Below are 22,032 nucleotides of genomic sequence, written 5' to 3'. Positions count from 1 at the left end.
GAGGGGCAAGCACAGCTATAACAGGGCACTTTGCATCTCCTTCATGGATATACTGGTGGCGTAAAACGTTGAAATATGATTGCTTGCGACGTCCTAAAATGCAATTATTGTGAGGCTATCACAGTGCAATCAGTGTAAATGTTTGGACAGGAGAAAATCATTTCCAGTGTTTGTTCAGTTGGCAGAAAATCTTTTTAAAAAATCCGACTTTGCCACTTGTCGAAGACTGATCCTTGCAGTTTCTGGAGGAGGGGATTCGCTGGCTTTGTTATTTTTGGTCCGGGATTATTTAAAAACATTGCCTTCTCCCCCTGAAATGATCGTTGTGACGATTGATCACCAATTGCGTAAAGAGTCAGCACACGAGGCAAAAAGCGTTTCGGAAATTTGTCGTATCTACCAGATTAAACATATTATTGTGCGGTGGGAAGGCGAAAAACCAAAGACCAATATCTCCGAAAAATCGCGCATCGCGCGCTATAATTTGCTGTTTGATGAAGCTCAAAAACAAGGCGCGACTCTGATCATGACAGGGCATACACTGAATGATCAAGTCGAGACTTACCAAATGCGTAGTCAGCGTATTTCAAAAACTGTGAATATTTTGCAACAAAAAAAGGATGAAACTTATCAAACGCACAGCCAGCATATCCGAGAGAATATAAGTCTTTTTCAGCAAGAAAAAGGGAGTAATGCTTGCACAGAAATTGAGACCAAAAGCGTGACAAATGGCACGCCAAAAAACAGCGATGAATTGGTATATGAACGCGGTTTATCATGTATCCCGCGCGAGGCTTTGTTGCGTCAACAGGTCCGGTTAATTCGCCCACTCCTCGGCATAGAGCGCGAGATATTGCGCGATTATTTACGTTTTCGGGGAGAAACGTGGATTGATGATCCAACAAATGAGAACCTTAACTTTGAACGTGCGCGTGTGCGCCGTTCCATGCACTCAGAAAAACTGACTATTCTTGCTAAAAAAGTTAACCACGCGGCGCTAAAACGTCGCCTACAAACCCAGAAAATCGCCGATTTGATTTTAGCATTGGATATTGCTGTTGAGTATGGGCGATGTTTTATTGGAAAGCCGGCGCCTTTCTTATCACAACATCCAGATTTCCCCTTTATCGTTGGGTTGTTTGCCGTGCTAATGGGGGGAAGCCCTTATTTGCTGTCGCATAAAAAATTAAGGGCCCTTAATCAAAGATTGTGTCTGGAACATTTTGAAAAAAAACGTTTTACTCTGGCGGGGTCTGTCATTGAATATAACCAAAATGGTATAACTTTTTGGCGCGAAGCCCGAAATATTAAAGAGACGGTCGTTGAGCCAGGAAAAACTTTTGTGTGGGATGGACGCTATCAGATTAGCAACCACGGTGAAGAATCAATAAAAGTTGGGACAGCTAATCTTTCTCAGCTGAAGGGCTATTTAGACAACGGTATCACCTTAGACAACGGTACAATGGAGCCTAAACGTCCTCATTTTCCTTCTTTGCAATCGCTGTTAATGATCTCAAATGATAAAATGACCGATATTCCGGAGTTAACTTATCCATCGCCCTTTATGACTTCAAATAACAAAATAATTGATCATTCGCAGTCCATCAACCCGTTTCATCCCCAATACAAAATCACCATAAGGCGAATTATGGCTCCCTTTAACTGGTTGCTGTCGCGTGAAGACGCTGCTATTGTGAGCGTTGTTGGGCCTTTTTTTAATATTGAATGGAAAAGATAAATAAAAATTGCTTTAAAAGACGATAAACACTCGCTCATGCCTTGGCAAGGCGTGGACAAGGTTATATGTTAAGCTATGATAGTGAAAACGACTCTTTTAAAAATCTTTATCTGACTAAGTGGGCTTAATATGAATTCCAATTATCGCTCCCTCTTGATTTGGGGGGTCATTGCTCTGATTCTGATCGTGTTATTTTCTCTTTTTAATGGAGATAATCAGCGCGGCGGGAACAGTGAAATATCTTATTCTGAATTTTTACAAAAAGTTGAAAATAACGAGATTAAAGCCGTTACCCTTCAAGGACAAAAATTAACGGGACACACTGTTGATCGTAAAGTTGTTTCAACTTACGCGCCGAGAGATCCGGGCTTAGTGCAAAAATTAGAAAACAAAAAAATCAACATTAAAGCTGTGCCTGAAGGTTCTGGAAATAGCATCTTACTCAATTTATTGTTCTCATTACTTCCCGTTATTATCATCGTAGGAGCGTGGATCTTCTTTATGCGGCAGATGCAGAATGGATCACGCGGCGCGATGGGATTTGGTAAATCAAAAGCAAAATTGCTTACTGAAGCGCATGGTCGTGTCACCTTTCAAGATGTCGCCGGTGTGGAAGAGGCGAAGCAAGATTTACAGGAAATTGTCGAATTTTTGCGCGATCCACAAAAATTTCAACGCTTAGGAGGGCGTATCCCGCGAGGTGTTTTGCTTGTGGGACCTCCGGGAACAGGGAAAACTCTCCTTGCTCGGTCCGTCGCGGGTGAAGCCGATGTGCCGTTCTTTACAATTTCAGGATCAGATTTTGTGGAAATGTTTGTCGGTGTCGGTGCAAGTCGGGTTCGCGATATGTTTGAACAGGCAAAAAAGAATACTCCTTGTATTATTTTTATCGACGAAATCGATGCTGTAGGACGTCATCGTGGTGCTGGATTAGGAGGCGGAAATGATGAGCGGGAGCAAACGTTAAATCAGCTCCTCGTTGAAATGGATGGTTTTGAGCTCAATGAAAGCATTATTTTAATTGCCGCGACAAACCGCCCAGATGTTCTCGATCCTGCTTTATTAAGACCAGGACGTTTCGACCGGCAAGTTGTTGTGCCAAATCCCGATGTGGCTGGGCGTGAGCAAATTTTAAAAGTTCATGTGCGCAATGTACCTTTAGCACCAAATGTCGATTTGAAAATTTTGGCAAGAGGAACACCGGGATTTTCGGGGGCTGACCTCATGAACCTTGTCAATGAAGCCGCTTTAATGGCCGCAAGCCGCAATAAAAGAGTGGTTACAATGCAAGAGTTCGAAGATGCAAAAGATAAAGTCATGATGGGGGCCGAGCGCCGTTCAACAGCTATGACGCAAGAAGAAAAAGAGCTCACTGCCTATCATGAAGCAGGGCATGCTATCGTTGCTTTGAATGTGCCGGTTGCTGATCCCGTGCATAAAGCGACGATCGTTCCAAGGGGAAGAGCTCTGGGTATGGTTATGCAACTGCCCGAAGGAGATCGGTACTCTATGAGCTATCGGTGGATGATTTCTCGTTTGGCCATTATGATGGGCGGACGGGTTGCTGAAGAATTAAAATTCGGAAAAGAAAATATTACATCTGGTGCAGCATCCGATATCGAACAAGCAACAAAATTAGCACGGGCTATGATTACGCGCTGGGGATTTTCTGATTTGCTTGGGCATGTGGCTTATGGGGATAATCAAGATGAAATCTTTTTGGGTCATACAGTCGCTAGAACACAGAATGTCTCCGAAGAAACGGCGCGCATGATTGATGCTGAAGTGCGCAAGCTCATCGATGATGCCTATAAGGCAGCTTCAAAAATCCTCAAAACAAAAGAAAAACAATGGTTAGCGCTCGCTCAGGGCTTGTTAGAATATGAGACGTTAACTGGTTCCGAAATTAACGAAGTGATTGCGGGAAAAATTCCTTCACGATTGCAGGGAAATGACAATATCCCTTCACGCAGTTCTTCTGTGCCGAAGACAGGGGCCAAAATGAAAGGAGAGGCCGCAAAGTCTGATGATGCCCAGTCTGGTCGCGCTGAGTCTAGTGATTCTGAGCCTGATGAGGTCGGAAAAATAACGCGAAAGACAAAAAATAAAACAGAAGCGGTTAATGCTTCTGAGGGCAAAAAGAAGGCCGAAAAAAAATCAAACTCAGTTAAGCGTAAAGAATGACAGATCTTTTTTCATGATGCGGAGTAAAACTAATGAAAAGAGTTCTTTTAAGCAGGTGGACCGGCTCGCGCGTTTAAGAGATCTCTTAAACGCTGTAGAAGGAAGCTTTTGGGAAGCCGTCTGTGAAAATCGAGTTGTTGCATCGAGTTTGAATGCTCCCTGCTTGAGGTTGTTCTGTTAGAATTTTTCTCAAAAAAGGTACGTAAAAGATGCCATAAAGAGGATTTATTGGCGCGGTGGGGGTGGAGATTGCTACAGGAAAGGTTTGTGGTTCCGGCGGGTTTAAAAATGCTCTCAAGGGGGGCTCATATTGGGCGGTAAGTGCCTATATTATCTCAAAAGGATTTGGGAGCGTGGATAATCTCAGTTCAGTGAAAGACGGTAACAGGGGGAGCATGCGTAAAAAGGAAAAAAAAATGGCGCGAAAATATTTTGGGACAGATGGAATTCGGGGTAAAGCCAATTTTTTTCCGATGACGCCGGATTTCGCCATGAAGGTAGGAATGGCAGTGGGGGTTTTGCTTCGAACACAACGCCAGTCGCGTCGTGTGGTTATTGGAAAGGACACCCGGTTATCCGGTTATATGCTCGAAAACGCTTTGGTTTCAGGATTTACTGCAGCTGGAATGGAAGCTCTCTTGCTGGGGCCGGTGCCAACGCCCGCCGTTGCTATGCTATGCCGTTCTCTGCGCGCTGATATTGGCGTAATGATTTCTGCTTCTCATAACCCTTTCTATGATAACGGCATTAAGCTTTTTGGTCCTGATGGTTTTAAGCTTTCGGATGAAATAGAAGAAAAAATTGAAAAACTCATTGATACAGATCTCTCAAAATCCTTGGCAAATTGCGCAGAAATTGGACATGCAAAACGCGTTGAGGGCGATATTTATCGCTATATCGAATATGCTAAACGAACTTTACCACGTGATGTTCGTTTAGATGCTCTGCGTATCGTAGTCGATTGCGCCAATGGCGCAGCTTATAAAGCCGCGCCACTCGCTTTATGGGAACTAGGAGCAGAGGTTTTTGCCATTAATAATGATCCCAATGGCCTTAATATTAATCAAAAATGTGGATCAACTGATTTAGCTTCTTTGAGAAAAAAAGTTCATGAAGTGCGCGCCGATGTAGGGATTGCTCTTGATGGCGATGGTGATCGTGTTTTGATGGTTGATGAAAAAGCTCAAATTATTGATGGGGATCAATTAATCGCTGTTATTGCTGAGCATTGGCACAAAAAAGGGCGGCTCCAGCATAATGGTGTCGTGGCGACAATTATGTCAAATCTTGGTCTTGAGCGCTTCTTAAAGCATAAAGGGATAGATCTCGTTCGGACAAATGTCGGAGACCGTTATGTTGTCGATGTAATGCGCCAAAAGGGCTATAATATCGGTGGTGAGGCTTCTGGACATATTGTGCTAAGTGATTTTTGCACAACCGGTGATGGACTGGTGGCTGCTTTGCAGATTTTGGCCTGTATGCGAGAAAGTCAGTATTCTATGAGTCACTTATGTAAGCGTTTTGAACCTGTGCCACAAATTTTGGAAAATATAACAATTAAAGACAAAAATGTACTGCAAAAATCTGAGGTCAAAACTGCAATTGAACAGATAACACAGCGTTTGGGAAAAGAAGTACGCCTCGTTATTCGTCCTTCTGGAACGGAGCCATTGATTCGTGTTATGGCTGAAGGCGATAATCGAGAAGCCCTTAAAGATAGTGTAGCTGAATTGATGGGCATAATCGTGGATAATGACGCCTACTAAGACGGTGATTATTTTTGCAGTGTTATTATTTTTCGCGACAATTTAACACCAAGCGAACAGGGCCTCATCGTTTTTGGCCTATATGAGGGTGGAGGGGGCGCTGCGTTTTTCAATCTTATATTTACAATTAAGCTTGATGAATGGTTGTTTCCATGAGTAGGGCTGGGGAAGTACTTTTATAGTCGAACTTGAAGGGGTTTTTGTTTCCAAAATAAAAGCAGCTTCCTCTTGCGAAGAAGCTGCTTTGAAAGTAGGAGCTTTAAAGGGCGGTCTTTAAGAAGGGTCCTTTTTATCTCTGCGCCATAAAAGATAAGTGGCAAGCCCAAGAGCTGGTATTCCTAATTTGGCGAGAGGCAAATGTTTACTAAGTATCTCAACGCCAGAGAATGCCGATTCTTGTATCAATTTATGCCTTTGTTCTTCTAATTGTTTTCGATGATTGTGCCGTTGGTAAGCAGCAAGAAGCCGGCCCACAAAAACGCTTAATCCTGCAACAAAAAGCCAAATTAAAAGCATGATACTTGCTGCTGTAACGGGTCCTGATATCGAGCATAAAGATATAAAGCCCGCGAAGGACAAAAACAGCACAGCCATAAATAACGCAAACCCAGTTATTCCGTAGCAAATTGTTTGGATACGAATCCGCGTAACGGTATTTTTGACTTTTTCACCGACGAGGTAACTCAAAAGAGGTGTAATGAACTTAGACATGATTAACGACGCAATAATTGAGCGAGAATAAAGCCGATACTGGCAGCAAATAGAACGCTTTTACCTGGGTTTTTGCGCACACAATGATTCATATAGGATTCAAATTCATCTAACTTTTCTTTTGCCTGAGAGACGATTTCCTCGCTATTTTCTTTCGCTGAGGTGTAAAATTTTTCAGCTTTGTGCTTTGCTTCGTTCAATTTACTCGAACCAAGATCGGTTAGCGTTGAAGTTATGCCCGCAATTTCACCACGTAATTGCTCTAATTGCTTCTGCAGATCTTTTTCTGCTGTTGTTCTATCATTTCTGCCGTTTTCTGCTGTTTTGTTGTTTGCCATGATGATGTTTCTTTCTATTAACTCACGAGTTTAATATTTAAGTGATGATTTGTGCTGGAGTAAAAAACTTCAAACATTCACTGTTCGAGGTAACGTTACAAAATTTTTTTTGTTCCACCTTTTTATCCAATTTAGAAGTGTTTTGTATAAAATCAATCTTGCCTGTATGTGAGAGCTTCATATGGTGAAAAAGGCCACCATATGGTAAAAAAAGATCAAAAGCATGCTTGAAATATTGTAAAAAGGCTCTTCAAGGAGGGGATTATTATCATCTTCCTCCAGAAATCTGTACTTCTGCGTGCCCCCATGCTGGATAAGCTATGCGTGATTTATCAAGCTTTTTTCCTTAAATTGAACATAAATTAAAGCTAGAAGGGGCGGTAATGTAATCATAAGGCGAAGATGGAACCTGAGATAGCACCCTTAGAGAGTAGCGCGCAGAGCGTTGGAGTTGCAGGCGAGGGCCTAGCGGCTTTTTCTGCGTCTGGTCTTTCTCCTTTTTCCATGTTTATGGCCGCGGATTGGGTCGTAAAGGCCGTTATTGTTTTTTTATTTTTTGCTTCTATTGTGTCGTGGACGATTACTATCGTTAAAGTTATCGAGATAACGTTAGCGAAGCGGGATGCACGTCGTGCGCTTCAGTTGGTCCTCAATGCGCAAACTTTTGCGCGTTTGGCTGCTAGCTTCAAGGGCAAAAAGGGGGCGGGTGTTATCTTTTTAAAAGAGACTCTGAAAGAAATTTATCTTTCTACACAACAGATAGATTTTGTCGGGTCCGAAAATCTTGACGAAAGTCGGCACGCGGATGTCTATGACTATGAAGATGTACTGCGAAACGGAGGAGGCGAGGGGATTGTTCGCAAGGCCAATGGGGGTATCGAGGGGCGCGTGCACTCGCTCTTGTCGCGCTGCTCGCTGGCTATTATGCGACGTGTGGCGTGTGGAACTACTGTTCTTGCGACAATTGGTGCGGTGGCGCCTTTTATTGGTCTTTTCGCGACCGTTTGGGGTATTATGAATTCCTTTATTGGGATTGCTGAGTCCCATACAACACGGCTGGACGTGGTAGCGCCAGGGATCGCCGAGGCTTTATTGGCGACAGCTGTCGGGCTTTTTGTGGCTATCCCGGCCGTTATTATGTATAATAGTTTTGCCCGCGCTCTCAATAGTTATCGGAGTGATTTAGGCGATATCGCTACGGCCATTGAAAGACTCTTGAGTCGTGAGCTTGATCGACAAAGACGACAGGCAAATCGCAAAAATGGACGTGAACTTTAGTGACGACTGGGATAAAAGTGATTTTGCCGTATATGATGGCATCAATGTAACGCCTTTCATTGACGTCGTTTTGGTTTTGCTCATCGTCTTTATGGTGGCAGCGCCCCTCTCGACGTCTGTTCTTCCCGTTCAATTGCCTTCTCTCACTCAAGCGCCCGTTTCTCAATTTGACGAACCTCTTTATATTACATTGCAGAAAGATAATTCTCTTTATATCGGGGATATTCTGGTCAGTAGAGCGCGTTTTGTTGAAATTTTGTTGAAGGAAACCCAAGGAAATTTGAATAAAAAGATCCTGATCAAAGCCGACACTGAAATTGATTATGGCTATGTCGTGGAGCTGCTGAATCAATTGCGAATTGCTGGATATAGCAAAATTGGCCTCGTGGGATTGCAGAAAGTTTTAAACAATGTTGCGATTAATGCCGAGAGGAACGAGAACGGGCTGTAGTTGGCGGCTGAGGGGAAAATGTCCGTGAAAAAGCCGCTCATGGCAACAGAAGCGGGAGGTAGTTGCCCCTCTCGCGCACCGCTCTGTATAAGGCACTCAATTCCACACAAAGTGCCCCCAAACCTTCGCGCGAATATGCTGTCGTGTTTATCTAATAATGCCCTGTTGACCCAAAGCCACTTGTTCCGCGGTTTTTTCCATGGTCGGGCGTATGCACTTGGTCTTGTTGACTCGGCTCAATCACGCGCACATCAACCTGAACAATCGGAGCGATTACCGTTTGTGCGATACGCATGCCACGCTGAATAGAGAAGTCTTCATGTCCTAAGTTAATGAGGAGAATTTTCACTTCACCGCGATAATCGCTATCAATCGTGCCGGGCGCATTCAGGCACGTAATACCATGTTTTAGGGCTAAGCCAGAGCGGGGGCGTATTTGCGCTTCGCAGCCAGGTAAAAGGTGAAATATCAAACCGGTTGGAATGAGAGCGCGTTGCCCGGGAGAAAGAACCGTTATTTCTCCTTCTGCGAGCGCTGCCCGTAGATCAAGACCGGCTGAGCCTATTGTGGCATAGCAAGGGAGCTCCAAACCTTTCCCATGTTCGAGATATTCCACGGACAAGCACATCTTCTGCGAAAGCTGAGAGGAGGGACGAGAAGGAGGAGTTCCCTCTTGGTTCATCGAGCGAGCATCATCCTGAGTATGAGACATGACAAGAGGTTCCCTTAATCGAAAAATATGAGCCACTTTAACAAAAGTCTTCTCACAAAACAAGCAGACAAAGTGTGACGCTTAGGGAAGAGGGCGAGTAAACGCACCGTAGATGCCGAGAAAAAAGCGGACAAAGATATTATAAAGGAGAAAGGCGAGTATCTTCCGTTTTACGCGCTGCCAATCAAAATACCTGTGGCAAACACTAAAGCCCCCCCGGCGGCAACTTGCAGAGAAGCGCGCCAAAAAGGAGTCGACATAAATTTATTTTGGATCCATACAATGGCCCATAATTCAAAAAAGACGACAATAAATGCAACGATTGTTGCTAAATAAAAAGAATGGATCAGATAAGGTAAAGTGTGACCAAGCCCCCCCAACATTGTCATAGTCCCGTTGGCAATGCCTCTTTTAAGGGGGGAACCGCGGCCTGATAATTTACCGTCGTCATGGGCGGCTTCTGTAAAACCCATTGAAAGTCCTGCCCCGATCGAAGCTGAAAGGCCTATCAAAAAAGTTTGATGGGTATCAACTGTTGCAAAAGCGGCAGCAAAAATTGGCGCGAGGGTAGAAACGGACCCATCCATCAACCCCGCAAGACCTGGTTGAATCCATGTCAAAAGCCTTTGCCTGTGTGTTTGCTCGCTGTGCTCGGATGCCGTTGCTTTAGATGTCTGTGTTGTTTGAAAGCTGGCTTGCGAGTGGACGGGTTCCAGCAGAGGAGGCACATGGCTGAATGAATCCGCGGTTCTCTCTTGATTACTACAGGATGAACAAAGAAGTTGCTTATAATCTTGGACTTCCTGCGCGCTCATTTTCGAAAAAAGAGCTGCCTGGTTGAGACACTGAGATTGCGATGTTTGCGCGTTTTTTAGATAAAAAGCAGCTTCCGCTTCTCTGAATTCAAGAAAACGGGTGATAACCCCTTGCGCCGAGCAAGAGGAACAATTTCTATTTTTGTTTTGCGTGGACAAAAAAGAAGAATCTACCATCGTCGCGCTCTTATTTTAGAATTATTCTAAATAATATAAAATGAAAAAAACGAAAGTCAATCCGCAATTCGCAAATCGCGAAAATGTTGCAGTAAAGTAAATGTGCGGATTGATGTAGGATTCTTGGATTAGGTCTTTATGATTTTGGGCGGTTTGAGAGGAGTCCTTTCGACGTAACATAGAGGCTGATAAGCAGGTAAAAGAAGCTAGCGACAACGTTCCAACCAGCAAAGGAAAGAGAAAGAAAGCGCCCTGGCGCTTGGGAGCACGAAGGAAGCTTGACACTGTTTAACTGATTAAGCAGTTGGTTGATATCCGTTGTTAATTTTGAGATCCTTGCGCTGCAACTAATAGGACCTTGCCAAAAACCGTATTCGACACCCGCGTGATACACTGCTAAGACGAGACTACTCGCCATTGATATTGAAACACACAAAAACAAAATCTGCACCCAACAAGATCTGCGGAAAAATAGTACTCCAAAAATTGCTAAAACCGAAAATAATATAGCACCATAATAAGGAAAACGCTCGATCTCGCATAAAACGCAGGGAAGATACCCTCCAATATATTCAAAACTGATGGCAATACTCAGGGTGGCTGATAGACAAAAAGTTAGAAATAAAGCCCATAAACCTTGCTCTTTTCTGCTTAATTTCAGATAAAAGTGCTCCCTCACGATATCTCGAAAAGGTGGCGAAAAAGTCATGGAGTGTCCTCCTTAAGGTTAAATTTGTTATTTTCAAAGTAGCAATAATTTACTCTTTTCAAAATGAAATAAGATTGTGTAGGCTAATAAAAGAATGACGCAACCAGCCAATATAGTCCATTTAAAATGACGGGAAACAAAGTTCGTTATTTGGTGGCCAAAACGCTTAGCCAGCCAAGCAAAAAGATAAAAGCGGGAGCCGCGTGCACAAATGGATACAGTAACAAAAAGCCACAGAGGAACGCCCACGGCGCCCGCTAAAAGCGTAGCGATCTTGATAGGTGGAATATGCGAAAACCCCGAAATAATCAGCAAAATGACAAAAAATTTCAGCGTCACATCACTTTGAAGCGTCTGCATAGTTTCATATTTACCATAAAACTCCAGAATCGGTTTGGCCAGACTATTATAAGCAAAATGGCCAATAAACCAACCGACAATTCCCCCTAAAACAGAACATATGGTCGCAATGAGAGCGTAGCAATACGCCTTCTTTGGACGAAGTAGTAACATCGGGATATATAAAATATCAGTTGGAATTGGACAAATAAAACTTTCGATAAAAGCGACAAAACTGAGCCAACGGGGAGCTGCGCGCTGCTGCGCTAAAGAAAACGCCCAACGTTTTAATGTGCTCAACACCATGATTTTATTCCGTGGATTTAAGAGGTCAAGGTTGCAACGAATGCACTAGATAAATCGAATATAATAAAAGTGATACAAATTCTTCAAAAAACGCGAGTCTAGTGTTGACTCATTTGTGCTTCTTCATATAGTGCGGGGAACGAGCGAGCAAGACCGTTCTTTATGTCTTCACGCAAATATGCGGGTGTGGTGAAACTGGTAGACGCGCCAGACTCAAAATCTGGTTCCGAGAGGAGTGTCGGTTCGAGTCCGACCACCCGCACCACCCATTAAAGAAACACAATATCCTTCCAAAAAATACAACAGGTCTAGAAAATATAACGGATTCGCGCTTTCGATTATTTTTCAGTTTAATCTGATCCTCTACATGCCTGGCTATTCTCATTTTCTGTGTGCCGTAAAGGATTGTTTATAAACCTATATTCCAAATCGAACAGTCACGAAAAGCTTCGTTTTGCTCATTCAATGAAAGTAGATTCTCCCTTTATGCTATTCTCGAAATTTATCCTTTTAAATTATTGCGCGATTTTTAACGATATTCCTCAGTCATAAAATGAAATTCTTTCTGCGTTAAGCCCATTGCAATTCCTAGAGAGGAGTTTCTCGTATCATCTTCACTCATTTTATTTTCCTTCGTAAATCAGAAAAAAGCCAATGTTATACGCGCAATATTATTTTCCGTACACTAGGAATTCATGAAGGTTCGTATCAAGGAGCATATCCTCTTATTGGCTTACTGAAAATATTGTAAATATGAAAGGATTGATTATGGATATAAATAAATTAATTCTTATAGCAAACTTAAAAAAATATTTATTAGAAAATAGAATTCCTACTTATAAAATTTCAATGAACATTTTTAAAAAAAGTCCTGGGTATTTAACATATAAATTAAATAGTAGTACCATAAGAACCGATGAAATAACTTAAATATTACAGAAGATGATTTAAAAGATGAAACAATTAGGGATGAAATTAAAGAAAAATACGGTTTTAATGATTAAATTTCATCAGCCTAGGGATTTTTTAGCTTAATTGTTTGTTTCGAGAAAGAGACTTTGACGCTTTTCTCAAACCTATCTTACTTTTCATGGCAGAAAGAGACCGACGTAAAATAAGAATAAAAAGAAGTGCCGGAAATGGGGGAAAAAAGCTTCGTCTACAATGAAGCTGGTTTTCCCCCTTTCATTTTGCTCTCTATTAGGATACTAAAGGAGAGGGTAGAAGTAATGAAAGCTATGGAAAAGAGCTTTTTTGATAATAATATCCGCAACGGCGTCAATAATATCAAAAGAATCATAAAATGCATCACTCTTTGGACCAGCAGGGCTAGGTACTGTAGGCAGAAAAGTGTCGCCTTTTTTGCTAAGATGCGAGTCTGTTTCGGGCGTAGACAGAACAAAAACGACCGGCGCTGATGTTCGAGTGTTCGCGTGGCTAAATGATGGCGGAGTAGAAGCTAAACTAAAAATGAAAATATATAATAGGAAATACTTGCTGTTCATGACATTCCTCCCTTTTTAGTAACAAGTATCGCGCCATATTTATTTAAAAAAATATATAGAAAAAAAATTGAAAACGACCACAAAAAAATGTTCGCTTTCTATTAGGATATTAAAGGAGAGGGTAAAACTGATGAAAGGCGTAGAGAAGAGCTGTTTTGATAATAATACCCGAAACGGCGCCAATAATATCAGATGAAAACGATATCCAATTTTCCGTAGCTAAAGAATCATAAAATACATTTTCTGTAAGAAAAAAAGGAGTTGCAGAACTCTTTGGATCAGCAGAGTTAGGTACTGTAGGCAGAAAAGTGTCGCCTTTTTCGCTCGGGTGCGGATCTGTTTCAGTTGCAGACAAAACAAAAACGACCGGCGCTAATGTTCGAGTGGTCGCATAGCTGAATGATGGCAAAGTAGAAGCTAAACTGAAAATGAAAATATATAATAGGAAATACTTGCTATTCATAACGTTTCTCCCTTTTTAGCAAAAAGTATCGTACCGTATTTATTTAAAAAACCATATAGGAAAAAACATATAATGGCCATAAAAAGATGCACGCTCTCAACTAAAGTGAGTATGGATAAGGGGAGATAGGCTGTAAAATCATACTTTTTTAGTTTGGAAATGGAGTAAAGCCAGGAAATATAGTTAGTTGGCAAATGCCCATGATAGGGACGCTTTCTGATATCCTTCAAATATTTCAATATGCGTGCAAAGAAGTGATGCTTTTTAAGGACAGTTATTCCGACTATTTTTGACATCTACAGCTTGGTCGGGTGGGAGTCTGTCTTATTTAAGTAATCCAGAGTTCGGCAAAATTTGACTTTTTGTCAAAATAAGGCCGGCTTTTTCTTAAGAAAAATGTCAATCTTTTCTAAAATACTATCCTGCTTTTACAGTGAAAAGGTAGAAGCAAACATAAGAAGGAGGATAGCGAGATTCCGCCCCCGGAGTCCCGTTTAAGCGGGACTCGCACAGTTTTTAATTCGCCCTATACGAAATCTAAATGATAAGCAAATATGTCAATAATACCTCGATACCAACACCTATCATGGCACCAATAAACTTAGATATGGCTGATATTGCACCCCTCGCCGTTACAACTACAAGAGGGCCGCCTGTTATTGCTGAGGCGGAAGGATCGCTGGTTTCTGACGAGGTTCCTGATGAAATAGAGCTCACCATATGCGAGTAAGAACTCCACTGTTTGCTGAAGTAAGAGTCTGTTTCAGTTGCAGACACAACAGCAACAGTCGGTGCGGGTCCCGTGGTAACCACACGACCTGATGCTTGTGCTGTTAAAGCTAAAACGCAAATAAAAGTACATGATAGAAAAGATCTTATATTCATAATGTTACTCCTATTTTAGACAAACATCATAATGAATTTTATTTTATTTTCTTAAATATCATATAGTAAAAATGTCACAATAATCACAAAAATTACAAAACTTAGATAAAATCGGACATTGATGTTTAGAAATGCGCTAGAAAGTTCCGTTCTGCGGATAAGAATAAAAGCGCGGGGGTATTTGGCTCGTAGGTATAATGATACAAGCTGAAGCTTAGCTTGATCATGTTCGATCGACTTTATCAGATGGAGAGGTTCAATTGGGCGTATTAAGTGCGCTTCGTTAAAAAGGGGAATGGCGACATTTTGGCGAATAAAACAGTTTCGTCGGTGAACAAACAAACTTTTCAGTGGATAAAACGGGCTTGTTTGCTTCCGCTACGCACAGCTGGCTAGCGATTTTTCTCTTACTGATTCATTTAAAGTTTCGAATTTCAGGCCGCTCCGAAATTTTGCCGATAGAAGAACTTTATATACCCCCCCCGCGGCGCTTCTTTTTATGAAGAAAAATAAAGAAGCTCAAGCGAAGTAAAAAGAATACAGCGGTGGAAGAAAATAACTCCGTATCGAACAAAAATCTCCCACTTTACTTTAGGCAAAAACAAAAAACTCTCCCCGACAACAAACAACCCTGGAAAATAAACTACCGGCCATCTCAAAAAGAGCGAACTCCCCCCCTCACCGCTTCTCCTACGACGGCACCCGGGCACGAGACGACAACCCCCCTTCATCAAACGACCTTCTTTAAAAATCCGTACGCCACCCCCTTTACCCCGACAGAGCCACAAAAACTCCCTCTTACAAAAGGCCCCTCTATGCTCCCTAAAAAAGACGACCTCCACCATCACAGAGAGGTAGTGATTTCTCCTCGCTCTCCACCAGGTAGATAACCCGACATCCGCAACGCGACCGTGTAGCTCGATGCTTGCAACGTAAAGGCCAAACTACAAACAGAGATATATAACAAGAAAGCTCTCATACCCACTCCAATTATAAATAAAAACAAAATGAATTTTATATATTTTTTTTAATTAATCAATATAGTAAAATTATCACAGTGCTGATAAACGACCCTCAGGCTTAACTGAATTCGAGTCTTCGTGGAAAAAAGAGGCCTATAAAATTCTATTCTTTTGATCGGTAAAAGTAAAATTGCGGGATATATTTGATTAATAGGGCTGATACTATGGGTATATTCTCTCTTGATATAGAGGAAAAGGGGGAGGATTTTTAAGTGGGGACCGGCTGTTTCTGACTTCATATCTCGATCGGTTGGCAGCTCTTCCCTGAGTGATCGATTAAACTTTTTTTAAGGCCAGATTGAATTTTTATCAGTGAAGGGAACTTCGACTCTCTTCTAAAATCTATTTCCTATTTTTTAGTAGGGGGGTAAAGAAAAATGATAGTAAAGCTAAAAAGGGGCTCAGAGATATACCCCAGACGGCCCCTCTTCGAACGAGACTCTTCAGCTCACTATTTGTTAGCTCTTCTCCATCACACTCTATGAGCTCATCAATTGGGCACTATCTTACACCAAAAAGTAATAATAGAGCCGCTAATATAGATCCTAAAGGAGAAGTTGGAGGGGGAGAGTAACAGTGACCACCCGTTTTAGGAAAGTCGGACTCTTCAGAATCTTTTTCTTCAGAAGGCGAGCTACTTACTAGGCGCGATAAAGCGCTTTTGTCGGTAGGCGAATCCATTCCAACTGCAAGTATAACAGAGAAAACGGGTTTTTGGTCATTCACGTTGCTAGAAGCTTGCGATGTGAGGACCAAACTACACACAAAAACATATGCTAAGAGAATTTTTATATTCATAATGTTATTTCCTTAATAAAAATCAAAATGGATTATATGTAGTCTGTTTTAAATATCAATATAGTAATAAAGCTGAAATTTATTTGCGTTCTACCAAACTTGGGCCTCCTATGAAGAAAAACGGCGTGCAAAATTCTATTTTTTGAACAGTAAAAGAATAAAGTCGCCCAATATGCTCGACCGGTAGATGTGGCAAGACAAGCTCGGTTGGTTCCATCAAAGGCAGATGGTAGTGTGTTGGGGGGGAGAGTAAACTTGTGTTAGTGATGTCTGTTGCGCGGACTTCGGTCAGTCGGCGATTTCTTCTTTGTTTAGTTGTTTTTCAGAAGGGAAGAGCTTTGGCTATTGCCTGAAGCGTATCTTTTCTTTTTATCGCAGAAATGGACTAAAGTAAGGATAACAACATCAAGAACGAAAAAAGACCCCGAATAAAGCGGGACCTTTTTTATCTTTCAATAAGGAGTAACCTCTCTGTGGAGAATAAGCTATCGTGAGGCATATCTCTTACTGCGGGGGAGTGGGGCATTACAGGAAATATTATTACTGTGAAGAACGCGGAGTATTACGGGAGGGATTCTCCATCACGGAAAAAGTGGTGCGCTGTGGGAAACATCCCCCGCCGCGGAGAGAGAAGAGTACTGTGGAGGAAATTCATTACCGTGGGGAATACGGGACACTGTGGGGGATGTTCATGACCGTGGAGGGGGTGGAATATTATGAGAAGGATTCGCCCTCATGAAAAAAGTGGTGCGCTGTGGGAAACATCCACCGCTGCGGAGAGAGAAGAGTACTGTGGAGGAAATTCGTTATCGTGGGGAGTACGGGGCACTGTGAGGGATGTTCATGACCGTGGAGGGAGCAGAATATTATGAGAAGGATTCGCCCTCATGAAAAAAGTGGTGCGCTGTGGGAAACATCCCCTGCCGCGGAGAGAGAAGAGTACTGTGGAGGAAATTCATTACCGTGGGGAATACGGGACACTGTGGGGGATGTTCATGACCGTGGAGGGAGCAGAATATTATGAGAAGGATTCGCCATCATGGAAAAAGTGGGGTGCTGTGGGAAACATCCCCTGCCGCGGAGAGAGTAGAATAGTACGGAAAGATTTATCTCCGCGGAGAGAGTGGGTTACCACGGAAAATATTCATCATCACGGGGAGGATGAATCGCCATTAACGCCCGCCTGTGAAAATTTTTACCAAAACACCCCAAAAATTACTCAGCAGTTTCGGCCAGTCAGATGTGCCTTCTCGCACAAAAATTTCTACGTCTCTCCCTATATGCCCGGTAGAGCCGCAAAATCCCATCTTCGGCAAGGAAGATTTTCCTTTTTCACTTGAAACAGAGCCTGACACAAAAACTGTAGAGGCGACAGTAGTTTTTTCTGGCTCCTTAACGACCGCACGGCTTGATGCCGGCAAGACAATGGCGGAATTGTAAATAAGTGCGCACAGCAAAATAACATAATATTTGGCCATAATCTAATTTCCTTATTTCCATTGATAAAATATCTAATAAAACACATAATGTATTTTACAGTAAATTAATCCAAAATGAAATATTGTAAAAGTGCAACAATCTTCGAAAATTACAGATAACTAGCCAAAATTGTGCACGCCAAAGCGAGATATGGGTGTGTAAGAGATAGGGATATCCGAGAGATAGGGCTGTGCGGGAGATAGGGGTGCGTAAAACTATCTACGAAATTTGCTATCGTAGCTGGCTAGTCTGTGCGGCCAATCAGATCATAAGCAATTAAGCTATAACTTATGATCAGACAGGCCGCGATCAGCCAGGTCGTTTAACGTGCTTAATCGGTGCTGCGGTTTGCTTTGTGCGCGAGAGTCAGATTATTCTTGTTTTAGCTTCTAGGAGTAGGAATAGGCTTTCTGAAAGTAGTCCCCCTTTATTGTTATTGGGGGTATTTTTGATTTGAATATTTCCAATGAAATGCCAAAAGGTCCAAACAATCCCGTAAGTGATCTGCGAGAGAATTTTGTTTGCGTTTCGATGGGCTTAGATCTTTAATCGCTTGGCCATAACCAACGACTTGTTCAACAAGACGATAACCAAGAACACCAAGTTCAGCTTTGATTGTTTGTAAATGGTTTGCCGCTTCTATTCGGCGTTCCATCGTGTGTATATGGCCTTCGCCGCCGTCAACTTTCGTGCGCGTAAGATCAATGCTCATGTGTGAATCGCCTTGGCTTTGACGCCAATAAAGATAAAAGCGCTCCGCTGCTTTATATTGCGCGGTGGTGATATGGCCTTTTGTATATAAAAGCGCGATAGGGCGGCTGTGGGCGTCGGCAACGGCAATAATAGTACGGGGGTTCCCCTGGCTTTCTGGGTAAGTTGGTTGAAAATAAGGATTACTCGTTTCAACGAGTACTTCTTGTGCTTGTAAATGCCCAATAGAATGATGCTTATCGAATGAGGGGGTGCAGGGGTGGTCTGTTGCGTTTTTCTTGTTCTTGCTTTGATATGTCATAATATCTCCTCAAAAATAATTATTAGGTTATGTGTGCTTAAACATGCTTCCTCAAGGGCATTGGAAGTGCCAAAAGCAGCATTGTTTCGCCAGGGGAGGTGTATTGTACGGCTATGCTATTTGCTTGTGGGCAGTGTTATGCATATGCTGTGGCCGCGTGGTTTGGGACACTGTCTCTTTTATGTTCTCGCTCAATATAGCGTCGTGGCCGGAGCGTATGTTCAGACGAACAACGATAACGGTAAGTTTTGGGGTCAAACCAAAGACCAATTTTTCCTTCAAAATCACCTGAACGTTGTTTGGCGATATTCATAATTACTCCCGGGCGCTCTGTTAAACGCGCTTTTTCTTCCGGTAGGTGCGCTGAAAAAATTTTATCCTCTAAAGAGCGATTGCGCCAGATGGTGATAATGTTAAACGCATTGGCACCGATTTCTGAGGTACCTTTAATATCTTCAGTGCCGGGAACCTCTTTATCAAGATTACTTTTGCGAGCATGCGCGACGAGATGAATGTGCACGGCGTTTAAAACTGCCCAGTCAACCATCTTATAAACAGCTTGTTCTTGGCCTGTATAATCATCCGAAGCAATGCCAAGGCGCATCAAACTATCAATGATAAATTGATCACAGCCATATTTTGCACGGCAATAGTCAAAAACATCAAGTAAGGTATCAACATTCGATGTGCCAACGTGCTCATAAAGGAGAAGGCCATTATCTAAGAAATCCAAAACACGATTAATCATCTCTTGCGTCGGTTGTTCACGTCCTCCTGTTTGCTTGATTAAACGACGTAAGGATTGCTCTCCTTTCATCTCTAAGGAAGCTAAACAAAGACGGCTTTTTTGTGCAATCCAATGCGGAATGCAGTCCGATAAAAGCTGGCTTTTACCTGCACCACTTGCACCACTCCAGAGTGTCAATTCTGCTGGGCGAAAATAAAGCTTTCCGTTCAGTTTAGAATAAGGAACCGTGTAGCCAAGATGCTGTTCAGGAGCGGGCCAAAACAGCGAAATGACTTTATCTCTGTAGTCTGAAGCTTTGTGTAATCCTTCTGGAGCAAAGCTTTTTGCTTGTGAAAAAGCTTCCGATAAGACTGAATCCTCAAGACCCGCTTTTAAACAGTCATTGGCATCCTTATAAGGCAGGCGGACACGATAACAACGGTGACGACCAAGCCGATTAGCAATCTCAATAGCCGCTAATTCACCAGGCGTATCCATATCTGTTGCTAAAAAAATTTTCTCAAAAGCTTCTAAATGGTCAAATTCATTTTCAATCCAATTTTGTTTACCACCACTGCCTCCCCCAAAGGGAATTGATACTGCTGCATACCCATAAGCAGCCAGCGAAAGTGCATCAATTTCACCTTCGGTAATGACAAGTTCACGGTCCTTTGAGGAAAGAGCTTGCCAGCCAAACAAAATCGGCTCGCATTGTGAGGCTGTGGGTTTGGCTTTTGCTCCTGCTTCAGCTAGTCGTTCTTTCACTAAAGCAAGAGTACCATCCGGCTTGTAAAACGGAAAAATAATTGAATTTCCCTTTTCTTTGATGCGGTAACGCTTTAAAATCTCAAGAGGGATATGACGCTCTTTATGCAAATAGGTTTTTACTAAATTGTGGGGTTCGTCCCCCGTAGGAACCGGTGGGGGGCGATAATGACGGCGTGGCGCCATGAAAGGTTTAGGACGCTCAAGATTAAGATAAGCGCGTGCTTCATCCAAGGCCTGAGAAAGACTGATCCCTTTAACAGCGCACCACAGGTCTAAAAGATCACCACCACTTCCTTCTGCAAAATCATGCCAAAGACCTGATTTTTGGCCTTTTAAACAGACCGATAAGCTTTGGCCCGCTTCGCCTTGCGTGCTGCCTACAACCCAAGAATTACCACGTTTTTGCCCCTGAGGAAGAAGCATTTCTGCGATTGATCCAGCTTGGGACGAAAGTTTTTGTTTTATCTCAAAAATCGTGCTCATTTCACTCACTTAATCATTGATGATGCTTTGATGGAGGGCTTTATCATCGACTAGATCATTGATGAGGCTCGGGTGGAATTTCCTTTCATTGATGGATCATTGATGAGGCCTGGATGAGTTGCTTTCATTGCAGGGTCTTTTTCATTCACTTGATAATTAATGAGGCTGCAGTAAAGATCCTCTTCGCTTGAGGCTCTAGAGGATGTATCAGGACGAGAAGAAAGAGCAGCAAGTCTTTCGCGGTTCTCTTTTAGACGCTCAATTTCACGGCGGAACCAATTGCGCCACGTGGCTTGCCAATCCATTTTCAGGGCTTCTTTGCCACTTTTCGCGCGCCAATAATCACGAAACTTCTTTTCCTGCCAACGCGCTTGTTCTTCGCTCAAGCCTTCTGAAATTGCTGCGTGAAGATCTGCTGTCCAATTAGAAGGAAGGCGCTCTCCCTTCAAGCTTGTGACAGTTTGTTCTCCTGTCTCTGTGCAGGAGGAGGTGCGGCCTTTCGGATCCTCTTCAGTGGTAGTTCCTTGAGATGGGATATTTTCAACTCTTTCTCCAAAAAAAGTTCCTTTTTTCAAGCCGGGGAGTGTATTCTTTTGTAAAACACCATTAGGTGTTTCTTTTTCTTCTCTCTTTTGAGCTTCTGAGTTACGTTCATCACTTCTTGGATATTCGTCAGGCAGATGTTGAACCTGAGCATTGATTTTTTTACGTTTTTGTGCAGAAGAGCGACCAGCAAACGATTTTTGCTCAAGCAATTTTTCTCGCTCTTGAAACACATTTTCGCATCTTTGATTCCATAAACCGCTCGCTAAATTTAAAATCTTACCTTCCGCAATGAGCATATCTAAAGCACTCACAAATGTCCGCTTATCACAACCACAAAGGCGTGCTAAGCGTTCCTTCGATAAATCTAAAGGGCGCCCGCGCGCATAAATTTCGTTCAATAAAATTGTATAAATACCAATTTCATGAGCCCGCATTCCGCGGACTCCGCCTAGAAAATCATTCTGATACCAACAAACATAAGGAAGTAAGGATGATTCATAATTAGGAGAGGCTTGACTAACAGATGCTGGGCTAAGAAGAGATGGTTTTTGATTTTGTATCATAGTGTCATCGGCTTTCTCGTGATGCTTCCTACTACTACGCAAGAGAACTTCCGACTGCTGCTCGGGAGAACTCCTGGCTGCTGCGTGGGAAAAATCTAAAACAGTGCCCGCACAGATTTGCGGACATTCAGTCGAAGTTTACCATTTGGTAAAATGTTTCTGGTTTGTGTCGTTTTGTTCTGTTGAATGATTTTGTTTTTCAGTTTTCCTTAATTAAATCTACTAATTGACTGTGTTTGCCTGTATAGGCAATTTTA

At 42.5% G+C, this 22,032-nt stretch carries 21 protein-coding genes and 1 tRNA gene; 8 read left to right on the top strand and 14 right to left on the bottom strand.

Annotation, left to right across the window (positions count from 1 at the left end):
- Window positions 1-166 precede the first annotated feature (166 nt).
- The 3 genes from tilS (at window position 167) to glmM (ending at window position 5,688) form a co-directional block, all read left to right on the top strand.
- Window positions 167-1,738: a tRNA lysidine(34) synthetase TilS gene (tilS, locus tag BANH1_RS06185; RefSeq protein ID WP_015398505.1), complete on the top strand. Its 1,572-nt coding sequence runs from the start codon at window positions 167-169 to the stop codon at window positions 1,736-1,738.
- Between the two features lie 129 nt (window positions 1,739-1,867).
- Window positions 1,868-3,922 carry an ATP-dependent zinc metalloprotease FtsH gene (gene ftsH, locus BANH1_RS06180; RefSeq protein WP_015398504.1) on the top strand — a complete coding sequence of 685 codons (2,055 nt, stop codon included), beginning with the start codon at window positions 1,868-1,870 and terminating at the stop codon, window positions 3,920-3,922.
- A 416-nt stretch (window positions 3,923-4,338) separates the two neighbouring features.
- Complete coding sequence (glmM, locus tag BANH1_RS06175; RefSeq protein WP_041583320.1) at window positions 4,339-5,688, top strand: phosphoglucosamine mutase; 1,350 nt, start codon at window positions 4,339-4,341, stop codon at window positions 5,686-5,688.
- A gap of 273 nt (window positions 5,689-5,961) precedes the next feature.
- Here glmM and BANH1_RS06170 read toward each other — a convergent pair whose 3' ends face one another.
- Together BANH1_RS06170 and BANH1_RS06165 are read right to left on the bottom strand one after the other, a co-directional pair.
- Window positions 5,962-6,399, bottom strand: coding sequence for a M48 family metalloprotease (locus BANH1_RS06170; protein ID WP_015398502.1), 438 nt, complete (start codon window positions 6,397-6,399; stop codon window positions 5,962-5,964).
- Window positions 6,400-6,401: 2 nt separating this feature from the next.
- On the bottom strand, window positions 6,402-6,737 hold the full coding sequence (locus BANH1_RS06165; protein ID WP_015398501.1) for an ElaB/YgaM/YqjD family protein: 336 nt from the start codon (window positions 6,735-6,737) through the stop codon (window positions 6,402-6,404).
- A 402-nt stretch (window positions 6,738-7,139) separates the two neighbouring features.
- On the opposite strand from BANH1_RS06165, the gene BANH1_RS06160 reads away from it, so the two are divergent.
- Both BANH1_RS06160 and BANH1_RS06155 read left to right on the top strand, forming a co-directional pair.
- A complete protein-coding gene (locus BANH1_RS06160; RefSeq protein WP_015398500.1) occupies window positions 7,140-8,015 on the top strand; it encodes a MotA/TolQ/ExbB proton channel family protein in 876 nt (291 codons plus the stop codon).
- Window positions 7,999-8,466 (top strand): biopolymer transporter ExbD, encoded by a 468-nt coding sequence (locus BANH1_RS06155; RefSeq protein WP_015398499.1) that lies wholly within the window; start codon window positions 7,999-8,001, stop codon window positions 8,464-8,466. Before BANH1_RS06160 ends, BANH1_RS06155 begins: the two co-directional genes overlap by 17 nt.
- Before the next feature lie 151 nt (window positions 8,467-8,617).
- On the opposite strand, the gene dut is transcribed toward BANH1_RS06155, so the two are convergent.
- From dut to BANH1_RS06135, 4 genes are all read right to left on the bottom strand, one after another.
- Window positions 8,618-9,178, bottom strand: a complete 561-nt coding sequence (gene dut, locus BANH1_RS06150; protein ID WP_015398498.1) for a dUTP diphosphatase — start codon at window positions 9,176-9,178, stop codon at window positions 8,618-8,620.
- Window positions 9,179-9,348: 170 nt separating this feature from the next.
- Window positions 9,349-10,170 carry a VIT1/CCC1 transporter family protein gene (locus tag BANH1_RS06145; RefSeq protein ID WP_015398497.1) on the bottom strand — a complete coding sequence of 274 codons (822 nt, stop codon included), beginning with the start codon at window positions 10,168-10,170 and terminating at the stop codon, window positions 9,349-9,351.
- A gap of 136 nt (window positions 10,171-10,306) precedes the next feature.
- Window positions 10,307-10,879 carry a disulfide bond formation protein B gene (locus BANH1_RS06140; RefSeq protein WP_015398496.1) on the bottom strand — a complete coding sequence of 191 codons (573 nt, stop codon included), beginning with the start codon at window positions 10,877-10,879 and terminating at the stop codon, window positions 10,307-10,309.
- A 33-nt stretch (window positions 10,880-10,912) separates the two neighbouring features.
- A complete protein-coding gene (locus BANH1_RS06135) occupies window positions 10,913-11,524 on the bottom strand; it encodes a YqaA family protein (protein WP_015398495.1) in 612 nt (203 codons plus the stop codon).
- Between the two features lie 180 nt (window positions 11,525-11,704).
- Here BANH1_RS06135 and BANH1_RS06130 point away from each other — a divergent pair.
- A tRNA-Leu gene (locus BANH1_RS06130) sits at window positions 11,705-11,789 on the top strand.
- A gap of 943 nt (window positions 11,790-12,732) precedes the next feature.
- Here the strand turns inward: BANH1_RS06130 and BANH1_RS06125 are convergent.
- The 4 genes from BANH1_RS06125 to BANH1_RS06100 all read right to left on the bottom strand — a co-directional run bounded on the left by BANH1_RS06125 (window position 12,733) and on the right by BANH1_RS06100 (window position 16,197).
- Window positions 12,733-13,029, bottom strand: coding sequence for a hypothetical protein (locus BANH1_RS06125; RefSeq protein ID WP_015398493.1), 297 nt, complete (start codon window positions 13,027-13,029; stop codon window positions 12,733-12,735).
- Window positions 13,030-13,138: 109 nt separating this feature from the next.
- A complete protein-coding gene (locus tag BANH1_RS06120; protein WP_015398492.1) occupies window positions 13,139-13,492 on the bottom strand; it encodes a hypothetical protein in 354 nt (117 codons plus the stop codon).
- Window positions 13,493-14,029: 537 nt separating this feature from the next.
- Entirely contained in the window at window positions 14,030-14,377 is a 348-nt protein-coding gene (locus BANH1_RS06110; protein ID WP_015398491.1) for a hypothetical protein, read from the bottom strand.
- A gap of 1,523 nt (window positions 14,378-15,900) precedes the next feature.
- Window positions 15,901-16,197, bottom strand: a complete 297-nt coding sequence (locus BANH1_RS06100) for a hypothetical protein (RefSeq protein WP_015398488.1) — start codon at window positions 16,195-16,197, stop codon at window positions 15,901-15,903.
- A gap of 716 nt (window positions 16,198-16,913) precedes the next feature.
- Here BANH1_RS06100 and BANH1_RS07440 point away from each other — a divergent pair.
- On the top strand, window positions 16,914-17,069 hold the full coding sequence (locus BANH1_RS07440) for a hypothetical protein (protein WP_015398487.1): 156 nt from the start codon (window positions 16,914-16,916) through the stop codon (window positions 17,067-17,069).
- Window positions 17,066-17,221 carry a hypothetical protein gene (locus BANH1_RS07435; protein WP_015398486.1) on the top strand — a complete coding sequence of 52 codons (156 nt, stop codon included), beginning with the start codon at window positions 17,066-17,068 and terminating at the stop codon, window positions 17,219-17,221. Before BANH1_RS07440 ends, BANH1_RS07435 begins: the two co-directional genes overlap by 4 nt.
- A 148-nt stretch (window positions 17,222-17,369) precedes the next feature.
- Here the strand turns inward: BANH1_RS07435 and BANH1_RS06095 are convergent, their stop codons facing one another.
- The 4 genes from BANH1_RS06095 to BANH1_RS06080 all read right to left on the bottom strand — a co-directional run bounded on the left by BANH1_RS06095 (window position 17,370) and on the right by BANH1_RS06080 (window position 21,775).
- Entirely contained in the window at window positions 17,370-17,675 is a 306-nt protein-coding gene (locus BANH1_RS06095; RefSeq protein ID WP_015398485.1) for a hypothetical protein, read from the bottom strand.
- Between the two features lie 434 nt (window positions 17,676-18,109).
- Window positions 18,110-18,688, bottom strand: coding sequence for a hypothetical protein (locus BANH1_RS06090; RefSeq protein ID WP_015398484.1), 579 nt, complete (start codon window positions 18,686-18,688; stop codon window positions 18,110-18,112).
- 136 nt (window positions 18,689-18,824) lie between these two features.
- Window positions 18,825-20,666: a toprim domain-containing protein gene (locus tag BANH1_RS06085; protein ID WP_015398483.1), complete on the bottom strand. Its 1,842-nt coding sequence runs from the start codon at window positions 20,664-20,666 to the stop codon at window positions 18,825-18,827.
- A gap of 50 nt (window positions 20,667-20,716) precedes the next feature.
- On the bottom strand, window positions 20,717-21,775 hold the full coding sequence (locus tag BANH1_RS06080; protein WP_015398482.1) for a YdaU family protein: 1,059 nt from the start codon (window positions 21,773-21,775) through the stop codon (window positions 20,717-20,719).
- Between the last annotated feature and the right edge of the window lie 257 nt (window positions 21,776-22,032).

The organism is Bartonella australis AUST/NH1, assembly GCF_000341355.1.
Taxonomy (GTDB): Bacteria; Pseudomonadota; Alphaproteobacteria; order Rhizobiales; family Rhizobiaceae; genus Bartonella; species Bartonella australis.
The sequence above is the reverse complement of the archived record's forward strand: the minus strand, read 5'-3'. Positions and strand labels throughout refer to the sequence as shown.

Bases quoted from the DNA above. Each gene is read 5' to 3' on its own strand.
- BANH1_RS06090 (WP_015398484.1), bottom strand. From the start codon at position 18,688: ATGACATATCAAAGCAAGAACAAGAAAAACGCAACAGACCACCCCTGC.
- ftsH (WP_015398504.1), top strand. From the start codon at position 1,868: ATGAATTCCAATTATCGCTCCCTCTTGATTTGGGGGGTCATTGCTCTG.
- BANH1_RS06095 (WP_015398485.1), bottom strand. From the start codon at position 17,675: ATGGCCAAATATTATGTTATTTTGCTGTGCGCACTTATTTACAATTCC.
- BANH1_RS07440 (WP_015398487.1), top strand. From the start codon at position 16,914: ATGAGAAGGATTCGCCCTCATGAAAAAAGTGGTGCGCTGTGGGAAACA.
- BANH1_RS06135 (WP_015398495.1), bottom strand. From the start codon at position 11,524: ATGGTGTTGAGCACATTAAAACGTTGGGCGTTTTCTTTAGCGCAGCAG.
- BANH1_RS06120 (WP_015398492.1), bottom strand. From the start codon at position 13,492: ATGAATAGCAAGTATTTCCTATTATATATTTTCATTTTCAGTTTAGCT.
- BANH1_RS06110 (WP_015398491.1), bottom strand. From the start codon at position 14,377: ATGAATATAAGATCTTTTCTATCATGTACTTTTATTTGCGTTTTAGCT.
- BANH1_RS06100 (WP_015398488.1), bottom strand. From the start codon at position 16,197: ATGAATATAAAAATTCTCTTAGCATATGTTTTTGTGTGTAGTTTGGTC.
- BANH1_RS06080 (WP_015398482.1), bottom strand. From the start codon at position 21,775: ATGATACAAAATCAAAAACCATCTCTTCTTAGCCCAGCATCTGTTAGT.
- BANH1_RS06170 (WP_015398502.1), bottom strand. From the start codon at position 6,399: ATGTCTAAGTTCATTACACCTCTTTTGAGTTACCTCGTCGGTGAAAAA.
- BANH1_RS07435 (WP_015398486.1), top strand. From the start codon at position 17,066: ATGAGAAGGATTCGCCCTCATGAAAAAAGTGGTGCGCTGTGGGAAACA.
- glmM (WP_041583320.1), top strand. From the start codon at position 4,339: ATGGCGCGAAAATATTTTGGGACAGATGGAATTCGGGGTAAAGCCAAT.
- BANH1_RS06155 (WP_015398499.1), top strand. From the start codon at position 7,999: ATGGACGTGAACTTTAGTGACGACTGGGATAAAAGTGATTTTGCCGTA.
- BANH1_RS06160 (WP_015398500.1), top strand. From the start codon at position 7,140: ATGGAACCTGAGATAGCACCCTTAGAGAGTAGCGCGCAGAGCGTTGGA.
- BANH1_RS06165 (WP_015398501.1), bottom strand. From the start codon at position 6,737: ATGGCAAACAACAAAACAGCAGAAAACGGCAGAAATGATAGAACAACA.
- dut (WP_015398498.1), bottom strand. From the start codon at position 9,178: ATGTCTCATACTCAGGATGATGCTCGCTCGATGAACCAAGAGGGAACT.
- BANH1_RS06140 (WP_015398496.1), bottom strand. From the start codon at position 10,879: ATGACTTTTTCGCCACCTTTTCGAGATATCGTGAGGGAGCACTTTTAT.
- BANH1_RS06085 (WP_015398483.1), bottom strand. From the start codon at position 20,666: ATGAGCACGATTTTTGAGATAAAACAAAAACTTTCGTCCCAAGCTGGA.
- BANH1_RS06145 (WP_015398497.1), bottom strand. From the start codon at position 10,170: ATGGTAGATTCTTCTTTTTTGTCCACGCAAAACAAAAATAGAAATTGT.
- BANH1_RS06125 (WP_015398493.1), bottom strand. From the start codon at position 13,029: ATGAACAGCAAGTATTTCCTATTATATATTTTCATTTTTAGTTTAGCT.